The 15,695-nt window shown below is 70.3% G+C and carries 16 protein-coding genes; 2 read left to right on the top strand and 14 right to left on the bottom strand.

Going from position 1 to position 15,695, the window contains the following annotated elements; translation table 11 throughout:
* Nucleotides 1-7 precede the first annotated feature (7 nt).
* The 11 genes from AB0C20_RS17670 to paaA all read right to left on the bottom strand — a co-directional run bounded on the left by AB0C20_RS17670 (nucleotide 8) and on the right by paaA (nucleotide 10,299).
* The gene (locus AB0C20_RS17670; RefSeq protein WP_007454588.1) at nucleotides 8-373 is read right to left on the bottom strand and encodes an NADH-quinone oxidoreductase subunit A; all 366 of its coding nucleotides are present in this window, start codon (nucleotides 371-373) and stop codon (nucleotides 8-10) included.
* Between the two features lie 135 nt (nucleotides 374-508).
* Nucleotides 509-1,786: a geranylgeranyl reductase family protein gene (locus tag AB0C20_RS17665; RefSeq protein WP_238684806.1), complete on the bottom strand. Its 1,278-nt coding sequence runs from the start codon at nucleotides 1,784-1,786 to the stop codon at nucleotides 509-511.
* Nucleotides 1,787-1,925: 139 nt separating this feature from the next.
* On the bottom strand, nucleotides 1,926-2,150 hold the full coding sequence (locus tag AB0C20_RS17660; protein WP_091395588.1) for a hypothetical protein: 225 nt from the start codon (nucleotides 2,148-2,150) through the stop codon (nucleotides 1,926-1,928).
* Between the two features lie 87 nt (nucleotides 2,151-2,237).
* Complete coding sequence (locus AB0C20_RS17655; RefSeq protein ID WP_357568354.1) at nucleotides 2,238-2,948, bottom strand: demethylmenaquinone methyltransferase; 711 nt, start codon at nucleotides 2,946-2,948, stop codon at nucleotides 2,238-2,240.
* A 198-nt stretch (nucleotides 2,949-3,146) separates the two neighbouring features.
* Nucleotides 3,147-4,808, bottom strand: coding sequence for a hypothetical protein (locus tag AB0C20_RS17650; protein ID WP_357568353.1), 1,662 nt, complete (start codon nucleotides 4,806-4,808; stop codon nucleotides 3,147-3,149).
* Between the two features lie 374 nt (nucleotides 4,809-5,182).
* Nucleotides 5,183-6,373, bottom strand: coding sequence for a cyclic dehypoxanthinyl futalosine synthase (mqnC, locus tag AB0C20_RS17645; RefSeq protein WP_357188813.1), 1,191 nt, complete (start codon nucleotides 6,371-6,373; stop codon nucleotides 5,183-5,185).
* 186 nt (nucleotides 6,374-6,559) lie between these two features.
* Nucleotides 6,560-7,669, bottom strand: a complete 1,110-nt coding sequence (paaE, locus tag AB0C20_RS17640) for a 1,2-phenylacetyl-CoA epoxidase subunit PaaE (RefSeq protein ID WP_357568352.1) — start codon at nucleotides 7,667-7,669, stop codon at nucleotides 6,560-6,562.
* The gene (paaD, locus tag AB0C20_RS17635) at nucleotides 7,666-8,160 is read right to left on the bottom strand and encodes a 1,2-phenylacetyl-CoA epoxidase subunit PaaD (RefSeq protein ID WP_357188915.1); all 495 of its coding nucleotides are present in this window, start codon (nucleotides 8,158-8,160) and stop codon (nucleotides 7,666-7,668) included. The genes paaE and paaD overlap by 4 nt, the downstream gene beginning before the upstream one ends.
* 23 nt (nucleotides 8,161-8,183) lie before the next feature.
* Nucleotides 8,184-8,909, bottom strand: a complete 726-nt coding sequence (gene paaC, locus AB0C20_RS17630; RefSeq protein WP_357188809.1) for a 1,2-phenylacetyl-CoA epoxidase subunit PaaC — start codon at nucleotides 8,907-8,909, stop codon at nucleotides 8,184-8,186.
* The gene (paaB, locus tag AB0C20_RS17625) at nucleotides 8,906-9,190 is read right to left on the bottom strand and encodes a 1,2-phenylacetyl-CoA epoxidase subunit PaaB (protein ID WP_238679931.1); all 285 of its coding nucleotides are present in this window, start codon (nucleotides 9,188-9,190) and stop codon (nucleotides 8,906-8,908) included. The genes paaC and paaB overlap by 4 nt, the downstream gene beginning before the upstream one ends.
* Before the next feature lie 32 nt (nucleotides 9,191-9,222).
* Complete coding sequence (gene paaA, locus AB0C20_RS17620) at nucleotides 9,223-10,299, bottom strand: 1,2-phenylacetyl-CoA epoxidase subunit PaaA (RefSeq protein ID WP_357188807.1); 1,077 nt, start codon at nucleotides 10,297-10,299, stop codon at nucleotides 9,223-9,225.
* Between the two features lie 371 nt (nucleotides 10,300-10,670).
* On the opposite strand from paaA, the gene AB0C20_RS17615 reads away from it, so the two are divergent.
* Together AB0C20_RS17615 and AB0C20_RS17610 are read left to right on the top strand one after the other, a co-directional pair.
* Complete coding sequence (locus tag AB0C20_RS17615; RefSeq protein WP_357188805.1) at nucleotides 10,671-11,651, top strand: hypothetical protein; 981 nt, start codon at nucleotides 10,671-10,673, stop codon at nucleotides 11,649-11,651.
* Nucleotides 11,651-12,613, top strand: a complete 963-nt coding sequence (locus tag AB0C20_RS17610; RefSeq protein WP_357188803.1) for a hypothetical protein — start codon at nucleotides 11,651-11,653, stop codon at nucleotides 12,611-12,613. The genes AB0C20_RS17615 and AB0C20_RS17610 overlap by 1 nt, the downstream gene beginning before the upstream one ends.
* Before the next feature lie 67 nt (nucleotides 12,614-12,680).
* On the opposite strand, the gene AB0C20_RS17605 is transcribed toward AB0C20_RS17610, so the two are convergent.
* The 3 genes from AB0C20_RS17605 to AB0C20_RS17595 are packed head-to-tail and all read right to left on the bottom strand — an operon-like array spanning nucleotide 12,681 to nucleotide 15,508.
* Complete coding sequence (locus AB0C20_RS17605; protein ID WP_357568351.1) at nucleotides 12,681-13,532, bottom strand: menaquinone biosynthesis protein; 852 nt, start codon at nucleotides 13,530-13,532, stop codon at nucleotides 12,681-12,683.
* Nucleotides 13,484-14,881: an MFS transporter gene (locus AB0C20_RS17600; protein WP_357188800.1), complete on the bottom strand. Its 1,398-nt coding sequence runs from the start codon at nucleotides 14,879-14,881 to the stop codon at nucleotides 13,484-13,486. Before AB0C20_RS17600 ends, AB0C20_RS17605 begins: the two co-directional genes overlap by 49 nt.
* 42 nt (nucleotides 14,882-14,923) lie before the next feature.
* Nucleotides 14,924-15,508 carry a winged helix-turn-helix domain-containing protein gene (locus AB0C20_RS17595; protein WP_357188798.1) on the bottom strand — a complete coding sequence of 195 codons (585 nt, stop codon included), beginning with the start codon at nucleotides 15,506-15,508 and terminating at the stop codon, nucleotides 14,924-14,926.
* Nucleotides 15,509-15,695 lie beyond the last annotated feature (187 nt).

Below are 15,695 nucleotides of genomic sequence, written 5' to 3'. Positions count from 1 at the left end.
TCCTTCCTCAGTCCCAGTCCAGGCCGCCGCGCCGCCACACGTAGGCGTACGCAACGAAGACCGCGACGATGAACAGGACCATCTCCACGAAGCCGAAGATCGGCAGAGCGTCGAACGAGACCGCCCAGGGGTAGAGGAAGATGATCTCGATGTCGAAGACGATGAAGAGCATCGCCGTCAGGTAGAACTTGATCGGGAACCGCCCGCCGCCGACCGGCTGCGGGCTGGGCTCGATGCCGCACTCGTAAGCCTCGAGTTTGGCCTTGTTGTAGCGACGGGGACCGGCGAAGCGGGCGGCGCCAACGGAAAACAGCGAGAACGCCGCGGCGAGGGCGAACAGCCCGATGATCGGTGCGTAAGGCGAGAGCGACATCGTTTTCTCCTGCTCGTCCTTCCCTGCCCTCGGTGCTTGACGAAAATCACACTATTCACGTCCCTCGCAGTGGCAGTCGGCGGGGGTCGATCTTTGTCGGCATCGGCGCCGTGACCAGCGCCGATGCCGTCCTACTCAGACAGCTGGGGCGGCCTTCGTCATCGCGTTGATGACCCGATCCATCGCGTCCCCGCCGCGCGGGTCGGTCAGGTTGGCCAACAGCTTGAGCACGAAACGCATCAGCGTCGGGTGCGGCATGCCGTGTTTGGTGGCGATCCGCATGATCTCGGGGCGGCCGATCAGTTTCACGAAGATCCCGCCCAGCCGGTAGTAGCCGCCGAGCCGGGCCTTCAGCTCGTTCGGGTACGCCAGCAGTGCGCGCTCGCGTTCCGGGCCGGCAGGGCGAGCGAGAGCCTGGACCATGGCCTCAGCGGCCAGTTCGCCGGACTCCATCGCGTACGCGATGCCCTCACCGTTGAACGGGTTGACCATGCCGCCCGAGTCGCCGACCAGCAGCACGCCCCGGGTGTAGTGGGGCACCCGGTTGAAGCCCATCGGCAGCGCGGCACCGAGGATCGGGCCGTCGGCGTTGGTCTCGTCGGTCATCCCCCAGTCTTCCGGGGTGTTGGCGAGCCAGTCGGTCAGCAGCCGGCGGTAGTTGGTCTTGCCGAACGCCGAGGACGAGTTGAGCACGCCGAGCCCGACGTTGACCCGCCCGTCACCGAGGCCGAAGATCCAGCCGTACCCGGGCAGCAGGTTGTCGCCGCTGTCCTTGCTGCGCAGCTCCAGCCAGGACTCCAGGTAGTTGTCCTCGTGCTTGGCCGGCGAGCGGTAGTAGCGGCGGACGGCCACGCCGATCGGCCGGTCCTCCCGCTTGGCCAGCCCGAGTGCGAGCGGGAACCGGCCGGAGACGCCGTCCGCCGCGACGACCAGCGGGGCGTGGAAGGTGGTGGGCTCCTTGCCCGGCCCGACCTCCGCCTCGACGCCGGTGACGCGGCCATCGCCGTCGAGCACCGGGCCCAGCACGTTGACGCTGGTCCGCAGTTTCGCGCCGGCGGCCACCGCCCGCTGGGCGAGCAGGTCGTCGAAGTCCAGGCGCGTGCGCACCAGACCGTAGTTGGGGAAGCTGGCCAGCTCCGGCCAGTCCAGTTCGAGACGCACCCCGCCACCGATGACCCGCAGGCCGCGGTTGTGCAGCCAGCCCGCCTCGGGCGAGGTGTCCACACCCATCCGGATGAGCTGACGGACGGCGCGCGGGGTCAACCCGTCGCCGCAGACCTTCTCCCGGGGGAACTCGGTCTTCTCCAACAACAGCACCCGTACGCCGTGCCGGGCCAGGTGGTACGCAGTAGCTGATCCACCGGGACCGGCGCCCACGACAATGACGTCGGCGTCGTGTTCCACCGCGGTCATTCGCGCCTCCTCCCGCACGCTCGTGAAATGCTTCACAAGCCAGACGGGACGAGTGTATGACCGGCGTCATACCAGCGCAGGATCAGGGGTACCTAACTCGCCGATGTGACAGCTCATGACCGTCCACAGCGGTCAGGTGTCAGGCCGGGCTGGAGGCGTCCAGGCCCGCATCGACCCGAATTGTCTCCGGCAGATGCTCGCGGAGCGCCCCACCCGCCGCCCGGTCCAGTGCCGCCAACACCTCGGCGACCACCTGCCGGACCTCCACCGGGTCGGCCCCGGCCAACTCGCGCAACTGGGAGATGAGTTCGGCCGCGTCGTCGTCGGTGGCGGCCACCGGGTCCGCCGGGTCTGCTCCGGTCATGCGATCGAGCGTACCGGGCAAAGTGGACTAAAGACCGACATTTACGGAACCTGAATAATGTCCATACCGGTCGGTGCGGTCCGTCCGCTACTCGCGGATCCCCCGGTGCAGGGCCACCACGCCACCGGTCAGGTTGCGCCACGCCACGCGCCCCCACCCGGCAGCGGCCACCCGGCCGGCCAGGGCGGACTGCGCCGGCCAGGCCCGGACCGACTCGGCGAGATAGACGTACGCCTCAGGGTTGCTCGACACCGTGCGGGCCACCGCCGGCAACGACCGCATCAGGTACGACAGGTACACCGTCCGGAAGACCGGGTTGACCGGGGTGCTGAACTCGCAGACCACCAGCCTGCCGCCCGGCCGGGTCACCCGGGCCAGCTCACGCAGCGCCGCGTCGGTGTCGTTGACGTTGCGCAGCGCGAAGGAGATGGTCACCGCGTCGAAGCTGGCGTCGGCGAACGGCAGCCGCAGCGCGTCTCCGGCCAGCAGCGGCACCTCGGGCCGGGCCCGCTTGCCGGTGTGCAGCATGCCGAGTGACAGGTCGACCCCGACCGCGTACGCCTTGGACTGGGCCAGCTCGCGCGTCGAGACGCCGGTGCCCGCCCCCACGTCCAGCACCCGCTCGCCCGGCCGCAGCCCGAGCGCAGCCCTGGTGGCCCGACGCCAGGAGCGATCCTGACCCAGCGAGATCACCGTGTTGGTCAGGTCGTAACGCTCTGCCACGCCGTCGAACATCGCGGCGACCTCGTGCGGCTGCTTGTCCAGACTGGCGCGCTGGCCCTGCGGGGTACGGCTCACCCCCTCACTCTGCCAGCCGCCCGCCAACCGACGTTCGCTGGGTGGGCGGCACGCATCCCGTACGCGAAAGGGCGGGGTGGTCGCCCACCCCGCCCTCACGTCGTGCCCGCGTCCGTGACACCTCGGTCAGAACGCCTGTCGCCATCGCACCCGTCGCGGTCGCGCCTCGCCCGCGCGCCGCTGGTCAGGGCACCGGTGTCAGTCGGTCGACTTCTCGTCGGTCGGCGAGACCAGGACCACCTTGCGGCGACGGGTGAGCACCAGCAGCGCCCCACCCACCAGCAGGATGATCACGCCAATGCCGCCGATCAGGCCGACCTGCACACCGGTCACCGGCAGGCCGCCACCGCCCGTACCACCACCGGCGGAGCCACCACCGGCACCCGGCGAGACGGTAGTGCCCGGCGTCGTCGTACCGCTGGGGATCGGCGTCGGAGTGGCCGTCGCGGTCGGCGTGACCGTCGGCGTCTCCGTCGCGGTCGGGGTCGGGGTCGGCGAAACCGTGGGCGTCTTCGTCGGAGTGACGGTCGGCGTCGGGGTCGGCGTCTCGGTCGGCGTGACCGTCGGCGTCGGGGTCGGCGTCTCCGTCGGCGTCTCCGTCGGCGTCGGCGTCGGCGTCGGGGTCGGGGTCGGCGTCTCGGTCGGCGTCGGGGTCGGCGTCTCGGTCGGCGTGACCGTCGGCGTCGGAGTCGGCGTCTCCGTCGGGGTCGGCGTAGGCGTCTCCGTCGGAGTGACAGTCGGCGTCGGCGTCGGCGTCTCCGTCGGGGTCGGCGTCTCGGTCGGGGTGACCGTCGGCGTCGGGGTCGGCGTCTGCGTCGGGGTGACAGTCGGCGTCGGCGTCGGCGATCCCGTCGGGGTGGGCGTCGGCGTCGGATCGACGGCCTGGTCGACGAAGACGTCGAAGATCGCCTGGTTGTCGCCCTCGTCGATCTCGGTGAAGGCCTTCCGCTGGGCGGTGCTGGCCCGCCGCGGTTGCTCCTCGGGCTTGCCGGCTGCCGCGTCCAGGCCGTGCGCCACCAGCTCACCGACCCGCAGCACCGGCTCGGTGACGTCAGTGCCAACGGTCACCCTGATGTCCGCGGTGTAGTAGTCGCCGGGCCGGATCACCGCGCCGTCGTCCTGGCAGAGCGCCTGAACGACGCCGAAGGTCTGCGTGGTGCACGTGTCCGGCAGGGTGTCGAAGGTGACGCCCGCCGGGAGGGTCAGCACGTAGGCGAGGCCGGTGGCCTTACGGCTGCCGTCGTTGTAGACCGCCCAGTCGACCGGCACCGTCTCGCCCGGCCGCACCGGCCGAAGGTCGGGGTCGTCGCCGTTGACGCCGTTCACCACGACGTTCGCGTTGACGTCCTGCACCCAACTGGTCAGGTCGTACCCGGGCTCGGTGACGGTGATGTCGTGCTGGACCTTGTTGTCGTCCTCGTTGGGGTCCTCGGTGGCCGAGCGGATGGTGACCACCAGAGTGCCGGCGGCGCCCCTACCACCGGTGGAGAAGATCGGGATACCGAAGTCCTCGCTGGTGCCGGCGGCCAGGTCGCCGAGGCGGCAGGTGAACTTCTTGCCGTTCACCCGGCAGCCGTCGGGCACCACGACCCGGACCTTGTTCGTCTTCAGCTTGCTGGTGTCCACCGTGTAACTGACGCCCTTGGCGTCTTCCTTGCTCCGGGTGTTGTCGACGGAGAACTTGAACGGCTTGCTCTTGGCTTCCGTCACACCCTTGGCCAGGTTGTAGCTGAGCGGCACCAGGGCCAGATCGGCCTCCTCGGCCGCCAGCACCGGAGCGGCCACTGCGGCGATGCCGCCGGCCGCGAGCAGCGCCACGACACTGGCGCGCACCAGCGTCGAGCGGTGGAACGCTGTCATCAGTCCCCCGGGGGTAGGGAAGAAAGAATGGTTGCGGAACGAGCGGACGTTATCGGAGGCCGATCTTCCACGCCAGCAGGCGGAGCCGTTTTCAACCGTCCGGTCCGAGCTGCGCAGACAGTACGGGCGGGATGGTCACCCATCCCGCCCGTACTGCCGTGCGTTATATGAACGACCCGCAGCGGGCCGATGGAGGACAGCCTCGTCCGTCGACGGTGGTGACGGATATGAGCCGGGACGCTAGCCGCCGACGATCATCTCCACCAGCCCCGCACCGGAGAGGCTGACGCTGCGGCGGCGGGGACCACCCGTACCGCCGGGGTGATCCGGCGGGAGCATGAGCGTCGATCAGCCGAACGGCCGGGTGCCGACAGTCAGCTGACGTCCACCAGGGGCAGGGACTTCCCCGCCCCGCCGCCGGGCAGCGCGATCGAGGAGAAGTGCGAGACCACCCGCTCGTCGGTCGGGTCGTCGGCCGGCGTGTGATGCACGGCGAGCCGGTGGTAGAGGGTGTCGCGCTGCGCCGGGATCCGGTCCGCGGAGCGGATCATGCCGATCAGCTCGTGCAGGTTGGAGCGGTGCCGGGCACCGGCGGAGGAGATGACGTTCTCCTCCAGCATGATCGAGCCGAGGTCGTCCACGCCCATGTGCAGCGAGAGCTGCCCGACGTCCTTGCCGGTGGTCAACCAGGACGCCTGCAGGTGTGGCACGGTCTCGAAGAAGAGCCGGGCCACCGCGACCAGGCGCAGGTATTCCAGCGTGGTCGCCTGGGTGCGGCCCTTGAGGTGGTTGTTCTCCGGCTGGTACGTCCACGGGATGAACGACCGGAAACCGCGGGTGCGGTCCTGCACGTCGCGGATCATGCGCAGGTGCTCGATCCGCTCGGCGTGCGTCTCGCCGGTGCCCATCATCATGGTGGCGGTCGACTCGATGCCCTGCCGGTGGGCCAGCTCCATGACCTCCAGCCAGCGCTCGCCCGACTCCTTGAGGGGGGCGATGGCCTTGCGGGGCCGCTCGGGCAGCATCTCCGCGCCGGCGCCGGCGATCGAGTCCAGGCCGGCGGTCTTGATCCGGGCGATGGCCTCGTCCAGGCTCACCCCGGAGACCTTGGCCATGTGCAGGATCTCGCTGGGGCCGATCGAGTGGATGACCAGCTGCGGGTACGCCTGCTTGACCGAGGAGAACAGCTCCTCGTAGTACTCCACGCCGTAGTCCGGGTGGTGCCCGCCCTGGAGCATCACCTGGGTGGCGCCCAGCTCGACCGCCTCGCCGCAGCGGCGAAGGATCTCCTCGGTCGGGTGGGTCCACCCTTCCTTGTGCTTGGGTGCCCGGTAGAACGCGCAGAACTTGCACGCCGTCACGCAGACGTTCGTGTAGTTGATGTTGCGGTCGATCAGGTAGGTGACGACGTTGTCCGGGTAGCGTCGCCGACGCACCGCGTCCGCCGCCTCGCCCAACGCGTGGAAGGGCGCCTCGGTGTAGAGCAGCAGCGCCTCCTCGGGCGTGATCCGCCCACCGTCCGCGCCGCGCTGCAGGATGTCGTGGATCTCCCGGCTCACCGTCACACCCCGAGCCTACGTCGCCCGCTTCGCGGCCGGCACGCCCCTCCGTTGCCGGTGACGTGCACCCCAGCCCGACATTCGCACCCTCTCGACCCAGCGCCCGGACGGGCTGCCCCGTCCAGCGGCCAGATCTTGGACACTTACCGTCAGCTCGGAACGGAAAGTGTCCAAGATCTGCGCAGGACGCCGTCAGGCGTCGTAGTCGATGGTGAGCTTGTCGGTGGTCGGGCTGGACTGGCAGGTAAGCACGTAGCCAGCGGCCAGTTCGTCGGGCTCCAGCGCGTAGTTGCGGGCCATCGTGACAGCGCCGTCGACGACCTTCGCCTTGCAGGTCGAGCAGACGCCACCCTTGCAGGCGTACGGCAGCTCACCCCGCACCTTCAGCGCGGCGTCCAGCACCCGTTCCTCGCGACCCATTGTGAAGCTCGACGACCGGCCGTCCAGCACGATGGTCACCTCGGCCCCGGCGCCCACCTGATCGACGGGTCGGCGCACCGGCTCCGGTGGCGTGTCGACGTGGAACAGCTCGGTACGCACCGCCGACTCGGGCAGTCCGCGTCCGGTCAGCACGTCCCGGACGTCGACCACCATGCCGTACGGGCCGCAGAGGAACCACTCCTCGATCAGGTCGCCCGGCACGATGGTGCCCAGCAACCGGCCCAGCCGCTCGGCGTCGATCCGACCGGAGAGCAGCGGCGACTCGCCCTGTTCCCGGGAGAGGACGTGCACCAGGTGCAGCCGGGTGGGGTAACGGTCCTTCAGGTCGGCCAACTCCTCGGCGAACATCACGGTGTTCGCCGTGCGGTTGCCGTACACCACTGTGAAGGTGCTGGCCGGCTCGACGGCCAGGGCTGTCGCGACCAGCCCGAGCACCGGGGTGATGCCGGAGCCGGCGACGACAGCGCCGTAGTGCCGCGCGCGGTCCGGCGCGAACGCCGTGGTGAAGGTGCCCAGCGGCGGCAGCACCTCGACGGTGTCGCCACCGCGCAACGCCCCGCAGGCGAACGCCGAGAAGGCACCGCCGGGGATCTCCCGTACCCCGATCCGCAACCGGCCGTGCCGGGCCAGGTCGTCGGGGGTGGAGCAGATCGAGTACGACCGGCGCACGTCGGTGCCGTCCTCAGCGGCTCGCCGCACCGTGAGGTGCTGGCCGGCGCGGAACGCGAAGGTTTCCCGCAGTTCCTCGGGTACGGCGAAGGTCACCGCCACGGAGTCCTCGGTGAGCCGGTCGACGGCGGCGACTGACAACGGGTGGAAGACCGGCCGGCGGCGAACCGGGCGGGTGATGGTGACAGTCACAGCGCCTTCAGGTGGTCGAAGGGTTCGGAGCAGGAGCGGCACCGCCACAACGCCTTGCACGCTGTGGAACCGAACCGGCTGACCTGCTCGGTCTCCGGTGAACCGCACTGCGGGCAGCGGACCGCGAGCGTCAGCGACACGACGCCGGCGGTGCGTACCGGGGCCGGCGGGGCGATCCCGGCGGCGGCGAGCTTGGCCCGCCCACGCTCGGAGATCCAGTCGGTGCTCCACGGTGGGCTGTAGACGGTCTGGACCTGCGCGTCCGGGTGGCCGGCGGCGGCAAGCGCGCGGCGGATGTCGGCCCGGATCACGTCCATCGCCGGGCAGCCGGTGTAGGTCGGGGTGATGGTGACGGTGACCCGACCACTGGCCGCGTCCTCCTCGACCGCCCGCAGGATGCCCAGCTCGTCGATGGTGATGACCCGGATCTCCGGGTCCACGACGCTCGCGGCGGCCTCCCGCGCGCTCGCCGTGGCGGCGCGGTTCGCGATTGCGGGGCTCGCGCTCCTCGCGCTCACCACGTCGCTCCTGGGTGGGCGCGGTGCAGCACCTGCATCTCGGCGAGCAGGTAGGCCAGGTGCTCGGTGTGCACACCGGCCCGCCCACCGGCTGGGGCCCAGGCGCTGTCCGGCCGGGTGAGCGTCGCCTCGGCCAGCACCGGGCCGACGACCTCGTCGAACGCCGGCCGCACTGTGGCCGGGTCGACCGGCGCCGCCGGGTCCGCTGCGAACAACTCGTGGGTGTACGGCCACACCTGGTCGACGGCAGCCTGCATCCGACGATGCGACTCCTCGGTGCCGTCACCGAGCCGCTTCACCCACAGCGCGCCGTGGTCCAGGTGGTACGCCGACTCCTTGCGCGCCTTCGCGCCGATCGCGGCCAACCGCTCGTCCGCGCAGCCCGCCAGCGCCGTATAGAGCGGCAGTTGGTACGCCGCCAGGAAGAACAGCTTCGCCATCGTCACCGCGAAGTCGTCGTTGGGCAGCTCGACCAGTAGCGCGTTGCGGAACTCGCGGTCGTCGCGCAGGTACGCCAGCGCGTCCTCGTCGCGGCCGGCGCCCTCCAGCTCGCCCGCGTACGACAGCAGCAGGCGCGCCGCGCCGAGCTGGTCGAGGGCGATGTTGGCCAGCGCGATGTCCTCTTCCATCTCCGGTGCGCGGGTGGTCCACTCGGCCAGCCGCTGGGCCGCGATCAACGCGTCGTCAGCCAGCGAGAGGGTGAAGTCGAAGGGCCCGTTCACAGGTGTGCCACCCCGTCCGGCACCTCGTAGAAGGTGGGATGGCGGTAGACCTTGTCGGCGGCCGGGTCGAAGAAGGAGTCCTTCTCGTCCGGGCTGGACGCGGTGATCGCGCCGGCCGGCACCACCCAGATCGACACGCCCTCCTGGCGGCGGGTGTAGAGGTCGCGGGCGTTGCGCAGGGCAAGCTCGGCGTCGGGGGCGTGCAGGCTGCCGACGTGCGTGTGCGACAGCCCGCGCCGGGCCCGCACGAAGACCTCCCACAAAGGCGAATGACTCGTCATGCCAGGTTGTTCGGCTTGCTCGCGACGCTCGCTCACGCGGCCACCGCCTCCTTCTGTCCCGCCCGCTTCGCGGCGTATGCCGCGGCGGCCTCGCGTACCCAGGTGCCGTCGGCGTGGGCGGCCCGGCGGTGGGCCATCCTCTCCCGGTTGCACGGTCCGTCGCCCGAGATCACCTGCATCAGCTCGTCGTAGTCCGGCTGGGTGTAGTCGTACGCCTGCCGCTCGTCGTTCCAGCGCAGGTCCGCGTCGGGGATGCGCAGCCCGAGGATCTCGGCCTGCTGGACGCACATGTCGACGAAGCGTTGGCGCAGATCGTCGTTCGAGAAGCGCTTGATCTTCCAGGCCATCGACTGGGCGGAGTGCGTGGAGTCGCCGTCCGGCGGGCCGAACATGGCCAGCGACGGGTACCACCAACGGTCCACCGCGTCCTGGGCCATCGCCTGCTGCCCGGGGGTGCCGTGCGCCAGGGTGTGCAGGATCTCGTAGCCCTGCCGCTGGTGGAACGACTCCTCCTTGCAGACCCGGATCATCGCGCGGGCGTACGGGCCGTACGAGCAGCGGCAGAGCGGGACCTGGTTGACGATAGCCGCGCCGTCCACCAACCACCCGATAGCGCCGACGTCGGCCCAGCTCAGGGTGGGGTAGTTGAAGATCGAGCTGTACTTCTGGCGGCCGTCGAGCAGCAGTTGGACCAGCTCGTCGCGGCTGATGCCGAGGGTTTCGGCGGCGGCGTAGAGGTAGAGGCCGTGACCCGCCTCGTCCTGCACCTTGGCCAGCAGGATCGCCTTGCGCTTGAGCGACGGCGCCCGACTGATCCAGTTGCCCTCCGGCTGCATGCCGATGATCTCGGAGTGGGCGTGCTGGGCGATCTGCCGGATCAGCGTCCGCCGGTACGCGTCGGGCATCCAGTCGCGGGGCTCGATCTTCTGCTCGGCGTCGACGACCTCGGCGAAGTACGCCGCAAGGTCCTCGTCCGGCGCGGGCCCGCCGCGCCGTCCGCGCGCCGCCGCTGCCCGCAGTTCGGCCTCGGCGGCCTCGACCTCGCCCAGCAGGCCGCCGGGCGCCTCGTCGGTGGCGCCGTCAGGGGCGGAGAAGTCGTTGCCATACATGAGGCTAAGTGTTACAGCTTGCGCCGCGTTGCACCAGGGGGTGTAACAGGAATCCGCGCATCCCATCTGTGAGCGGATGAGCGCTTTGCGCTACCTGGACACCGCCGTCTCGCCGTGACCTAGGCCACGAAACAAAGGTGAATCCCTGCAAAAACCTCATACCGGCCCCAGATCCCGCCTTTATCGCAGGTTGCCTAGTGTCGAACCCTGGCGGTCTGCCGGTCCGGACGTAGACTTCTGCCGGACAACCGATCGGCTGCCGACATCGACATCTCCACAGAGGCCACCTCCCCCGGCCTCGGCGATCGCACCCGATTCGTCCCGACGACAAGCCGGTCCCCCCGGCCCTGACACCTGGAGTTCACCCACTCATGCGATCTCGCGTGACCCTGGTGCTCGCCATCACGGCGGTCGTGCTCGGCGGCGTCCTACTGGTCCCCACCGCGTACGCCCGGCTCGCCAGCGACGACAGCGGCGGAGGCGGCGGAGGTACGTCGAGCGTCGCCGCGCCCGCGCCCACCCCACCACCGCCGCCCACCCTGGCCGCCGGCCCGGTGTCGGTGAGCTTCAAGGGTCAGTTCTTCTCGTGGGCTCTGCTGGACCGGAAGACGGGCAAGATCTCCGGGTCGCCGAACATGACGGCGACCAGCTCCACCGAGTCGATGATCAAGGCGTGGATCGTCTCCGACTACCTGCGCCAGCTCGGCGACAGGGAGCCGTCGGCGGAGAAGTTGAAGTACGCGACCGCTGCCATCCGGGACAGCAGCGACGACGCGGCCAACTGGCTCTACTCGGCGGCCGGCGGTTCGTACAAGGCCCTGCCGGGCGGCCAGCCCAGTCCGGTGCTCAAGCGGGCCATCAGCATCTGCCGCCTCACCGACACCAAGCGCAGCAACATCCCCGACTACGAGGGCTGGTGGAGCTTCACCCGGATGTCCCCCCGCGATGCCGTTCGGCTCGGTGACTGCATCGCTGACGGCAAGGCCGCCGGCCCCAAGTGGACCAAGTGGGTGCTGAACGAGATGGCCCAAGTCCGGGGCAGCGTGACCAAGCAGCAGGAGCGCTCCGGCGGCGGCAGGTGGGGCATCATCGACGGTCTACCGAAGTCGATCACCGCGCAGGGGCCGGTCAGCATCAAGAACGGCTGGACACAGATTGCCTACGACAACAACTGGCACGTCAACTGCCTCGCCGTCACCAGCAAGTGGAGCCTCGCGGTGATGCTGCGCTACCCGATCAAGAGTGGTCTGAGCTACGGCGCGAAGGTCTGCGCCAGTGTGGCCACCCAACTGGTCACCCCGCAGCCGGGCGCCGCGCTCAAGGTGCCACAGCAGCCGGTCGGAAAGCTCTGATGGCAGGCAACCGTCGGGTCGACCGGCGCAACGGCGGCGAGGCCTCCCCGGTCCGGCTGATCGCCGTCGCGGTCATCCTGATCGGGCTGGTCCTGGTGTCGCTGCGGCTGCTGCCGGGGTCGCCGTTCGAGTCGTCCGCCGCAGCCAAGTGGGGCGACACCGACTCCGGCACGAGCGACCGCCCCACCGGCGCCGGCACCGACCGCAGCGCCCGCAAGCCGTCCTCGCCGTCGCCGAGCCCCAGCCCGTCGCTGGAACCGCTGCCCTTCGTGGCCAAGGACCTCGACCTGAACATCGAGGGCTGGTACTCCTGGAGCGTCCTCGACCGCCGAACCGGAAAGATCATCGGTTCGAAGAACATGGGCGAGACCAGCACGACCGCCTCGCTGATCAAGGCCTGGATCGTCGCCGACTACCTGCGTCGCGCGGCCGACGCCGGCCAGACCCCGAGCGACGCGAAGCTCGCCGACGCGACGCGGATCATCCGGGACAGCGACAACACCCGGGCCGAGCAGTTCTACAACCAGGTCGACCGGGACGCCTCGATCAGGCGGCTCATCTCCATGTGCAAGCTGACCGACAGCAGCGTCGCCCCCGACAAGGGTTGGAGCCGGACGGCGCTCTCCCCCCGGGACACCGCCCGGATGGGCAACTGCATCGCCACCGGCACCGCCGCCGGGCCGAAGTGGACCAAGTGGCTGCTCAACGAGATGAAACTGGTTCGCGGTGCCGGCGACTTCGGTATCCGCAAGGCCTTCCCGGCCTCCGAGCAGAAGAAGATCGCCATCAAGAACGGGTGGATCGACCGGACCAGGGAGCAGGAGATGCACATCAACTGCCTGGCCATCGGTGACACCTGGACGATGGGCGTGATGGTCAAGTACCCGATCAACATGGGCTACGACTACGGCATGAAGAACTGCGAGAAGATCACCGAAGCGCTGCTCCGCCCCGGCACCTGAGCCCCTCGGGCTGACGCCTAGGCATGCGCCGGCCCGGCCGGCGCTTTGCCGGCCCGGCCGGCAGCGGTCAGCCGGCGAAGAACTCCGGGCCGCCGTCCGGCAGCGCCGGGGCCTCGCCGATGGCGGCGGCCCGCCGGGCCCACTCGCGCAGCCCGGCGACTTGGCGGTCGCCGAGGGAAAAGTCGAGGGTACGGAAGTACGTGGCAAGCGTTTCCGCGTCGAACGTCTCCCAGCGGGCCGCCGCCTCGGCGACCTGGTCCAGCTCCGCCAGGCAGAGGTCCCGCGAGCGCAGGAAGGCCTCGTGCACCTCCTTCACCAGGCCCGGGTGGGCGGCGGCGAAGTCGCGGCGGACCGCCCAGACGGCGAAGACCATCGGCAGCCCGGTCCACTCCCGCCACGCCTGCCCGAGGTCGGTGACAGTGAGACCCTTCTGCGGTGCCTCGTAGTACGCCCGCAGCGCCACGTCCCCGATCAGCACGGCGGCGTCGGCCTCCAGCAGCATCTGGGTCAGGTCCGGCGGGCAGCGGAAGTACTCGGGCCGCACGTTGTACTGCTCGGCGAGCAGTAGCTGAGCCAGCATGACCCCGGTCCGCGAGGTCGAGCCGAGCGCCACCCGGGCGCCGTCCAGCTCGGCGAGCGGTCGGGTGGAGACCATGTTGACCGAGAGCACCGGCCCGTCGCTGCCCACCGCCAGGTCCGGCAGGAGTAGCAGCTGGTCGGCGTGCTTCAGATACTCCAACAGCGTGATCGGGCCGATATCGAGGTCGCCGGCGACCAGCGCCGCGCTCAACCGGTCCGGCGAGTCCTTGTGCAGGTCGACGTCGAGCAGGGCACCGGAGCGCATCAGACCCCAGTAGATCGGCAGGCAGTTCAGGAACTGGATGTGCCCGACCCGCGGGCGTGCGATGCGCTCAGCCATGGCCCGACCGTATCCCCGGCGGCTGGCTCCGGCTCGGCGGGCCGGCCCGGAGTGGCCAAGCCCGCACTTGACGACCGTCGTACCGCCCGGGTCACGACCGGCACGAAGGCCAGCACCACCAGCAGCCCCACCACACCGGCGCCGGCGATCAGCGGCCGAGGCGGAACGACCGCGAGCAACGCCCCGCCGATCAGGAAGCCCACCATCGAACCACCCTGCACCGCCGCGCCGTAGGTGGCGTACGCCCGAGCGCGCATCGCCTCCGGCACCCGCCGAGCGGTGAGCAGGTTGGCGAAGACGTTTTCGCCGCCGTTGGCCGCGCCCCCCACCAGCCAGAGCGGCACCAGCACACCCGCCGCCGGCACCGTCGCCGCGAGCAACACCATCAGGCTGCACACGGCCAGAGTGGCCAGCACCCCCCGTACCAACGCGCCGTCGTCGTAGAGCCGCCTGGCGAGTCGTACGGCAAGCCAGCTCCCCGGCAGCATGCCGGCCATCCATGCGGCACTGACCAGGCCGTATGTGGTCGCCGAATCCCCCAGCGTCTCCCGGATGAAGAAGACCTCGATCACGTTGATACCGCCGATCGCCGCGATCACCACTGCGGTACTCACCACCATGACGAGCATCAGCGGATCACGACGCAGCCGCCAGCCGATCTCCGTACCCCCGGGGGGTGCCACGCCGCCCGAGACGGCCTGGCTGCCCGAGACGGCCTCGCTGCTCACGGCTGCCGGGCTGGCAACGGCGGCCTCGCTGCTCACGGCGGGCCGGCGGCCGCCGCGTCGGGTCCGCAGCAGCAGGCCCGCGACCACGAGCGCCAGGTAGGTAGCGGCATCAAGAAGCAGCGGTACGCGGGTGCCGAACTGCCCCACCAACAGGCCGGCCAGTACCGGCCCGCCGAGCGCACCGAGCGAGACGGCGTTCTGACTGATCGCGCTGGCTCGGGGCAGGTCAGCCGGGCGGACCATCGCCGGCAGCAGCGCCGCCAGGCAGGGTTGCGTCACCGCGAGCCCGCAGGCCAACAGGGCGACGAGCCCGACCACCAGGACCGGCTGTTCGACGACGGCGAGGAGCGCGCAGATCGCGGCCTGCCCGAACCCGATTGTCACCAGCAAGGTACGGCTGTCTATCCGGTCGGCGAGTCGGCCCGCGAGGGGGGCGAACACCACCAGAGGCAGCGTGGCGGCCAGCAGCAGCCCCGATACGGCCAGCCCACCTGCGCCAGCGCCCTGTAGGGCCAGCGCCAGCGCGGTCGCGGCGAGGAAGTCACCGCAGATGGTGGTGCCCCGGGCGGCAGCGGCGAGCCAGACATCCGACCAGCGCGACTCGTCAGTTGTGAAGGACATACTTCGAAAATAATACTTCACAACTGATTCATGCAAGTCCGGCTATGCCAGCGGCACCGTCCGGTACTGCACAGCGACAGTGCGCGCCCCCGGCGGCGGGACACCCTGCCGCCGCCGCGGGTGATACGGCCGGAGCAGCGCCAGCACCGCCTCGTTCAACTCGGCCAACTCCTCGGCGGTGAGCAGCAACAGCGTGTCGCTGAACAAGGCCGTGTCGTACCACTCGGCCGGCTCGTCCCCGGCGCGCCGCAACCAGTCCCGGGTTCGCTCCATGGCCCGGACCGCATGCGCCTCCACCAGCGCCTGCTCGGCCGCACGCGCCTCGGGCCCGGCATCACGACCCGCCTCGACCAGCACACTCACACTCGGCACACGCCACAGCCGCTCGCGCGCGTCCCCCCGGCTCGGCGCCTGCTCAACCAGGCCGAACTTCGCCAGCGCCCGCAGGTGGTAACTGGTTGCGCTCGGCGACAGCCCGACGATCTCGGCACACTCCGTGGCAGTCCCACCACCCTTGCGACTGTTCAGATACTCCATGATCGCGATCCGGGCCGGATGGGCCATCGCCCGCATCACCTGGGGGTCACTGATTGTCATCCGGCGCGAGTCGGAGCGGGCCTCGGTCATACGCCCATGATCCCGGCAGCTCCCCCAACCTGCCATCACCCCCGCGCCCCGCTCGGACCAACGCCCGTCGGCCGCGCCTTTGCCTTCGGCCGCGAGCAGCGGATTTGACGGCGGGCACGGCTTGGCGGGGCGGCTTCGCGCCACGGCGGTTCGGCGGCACGGCGGCATCCCGGATCTGGTGGGTCGG

This window comes from Micromonospora sp. NPDC048843 (genome assembly GCF_040649965.1).
Lineage (GTDB): Bacteria > Actinomycetota > Actinomycetes > Mycobacteriales > Micromonosporaceae > Micromonospora > Micromonospora hortensis.
Note: the sequence above shows the minus strand (reverse complement) of the source record. Positions and strands in the feature narration are given on the sequence as shown.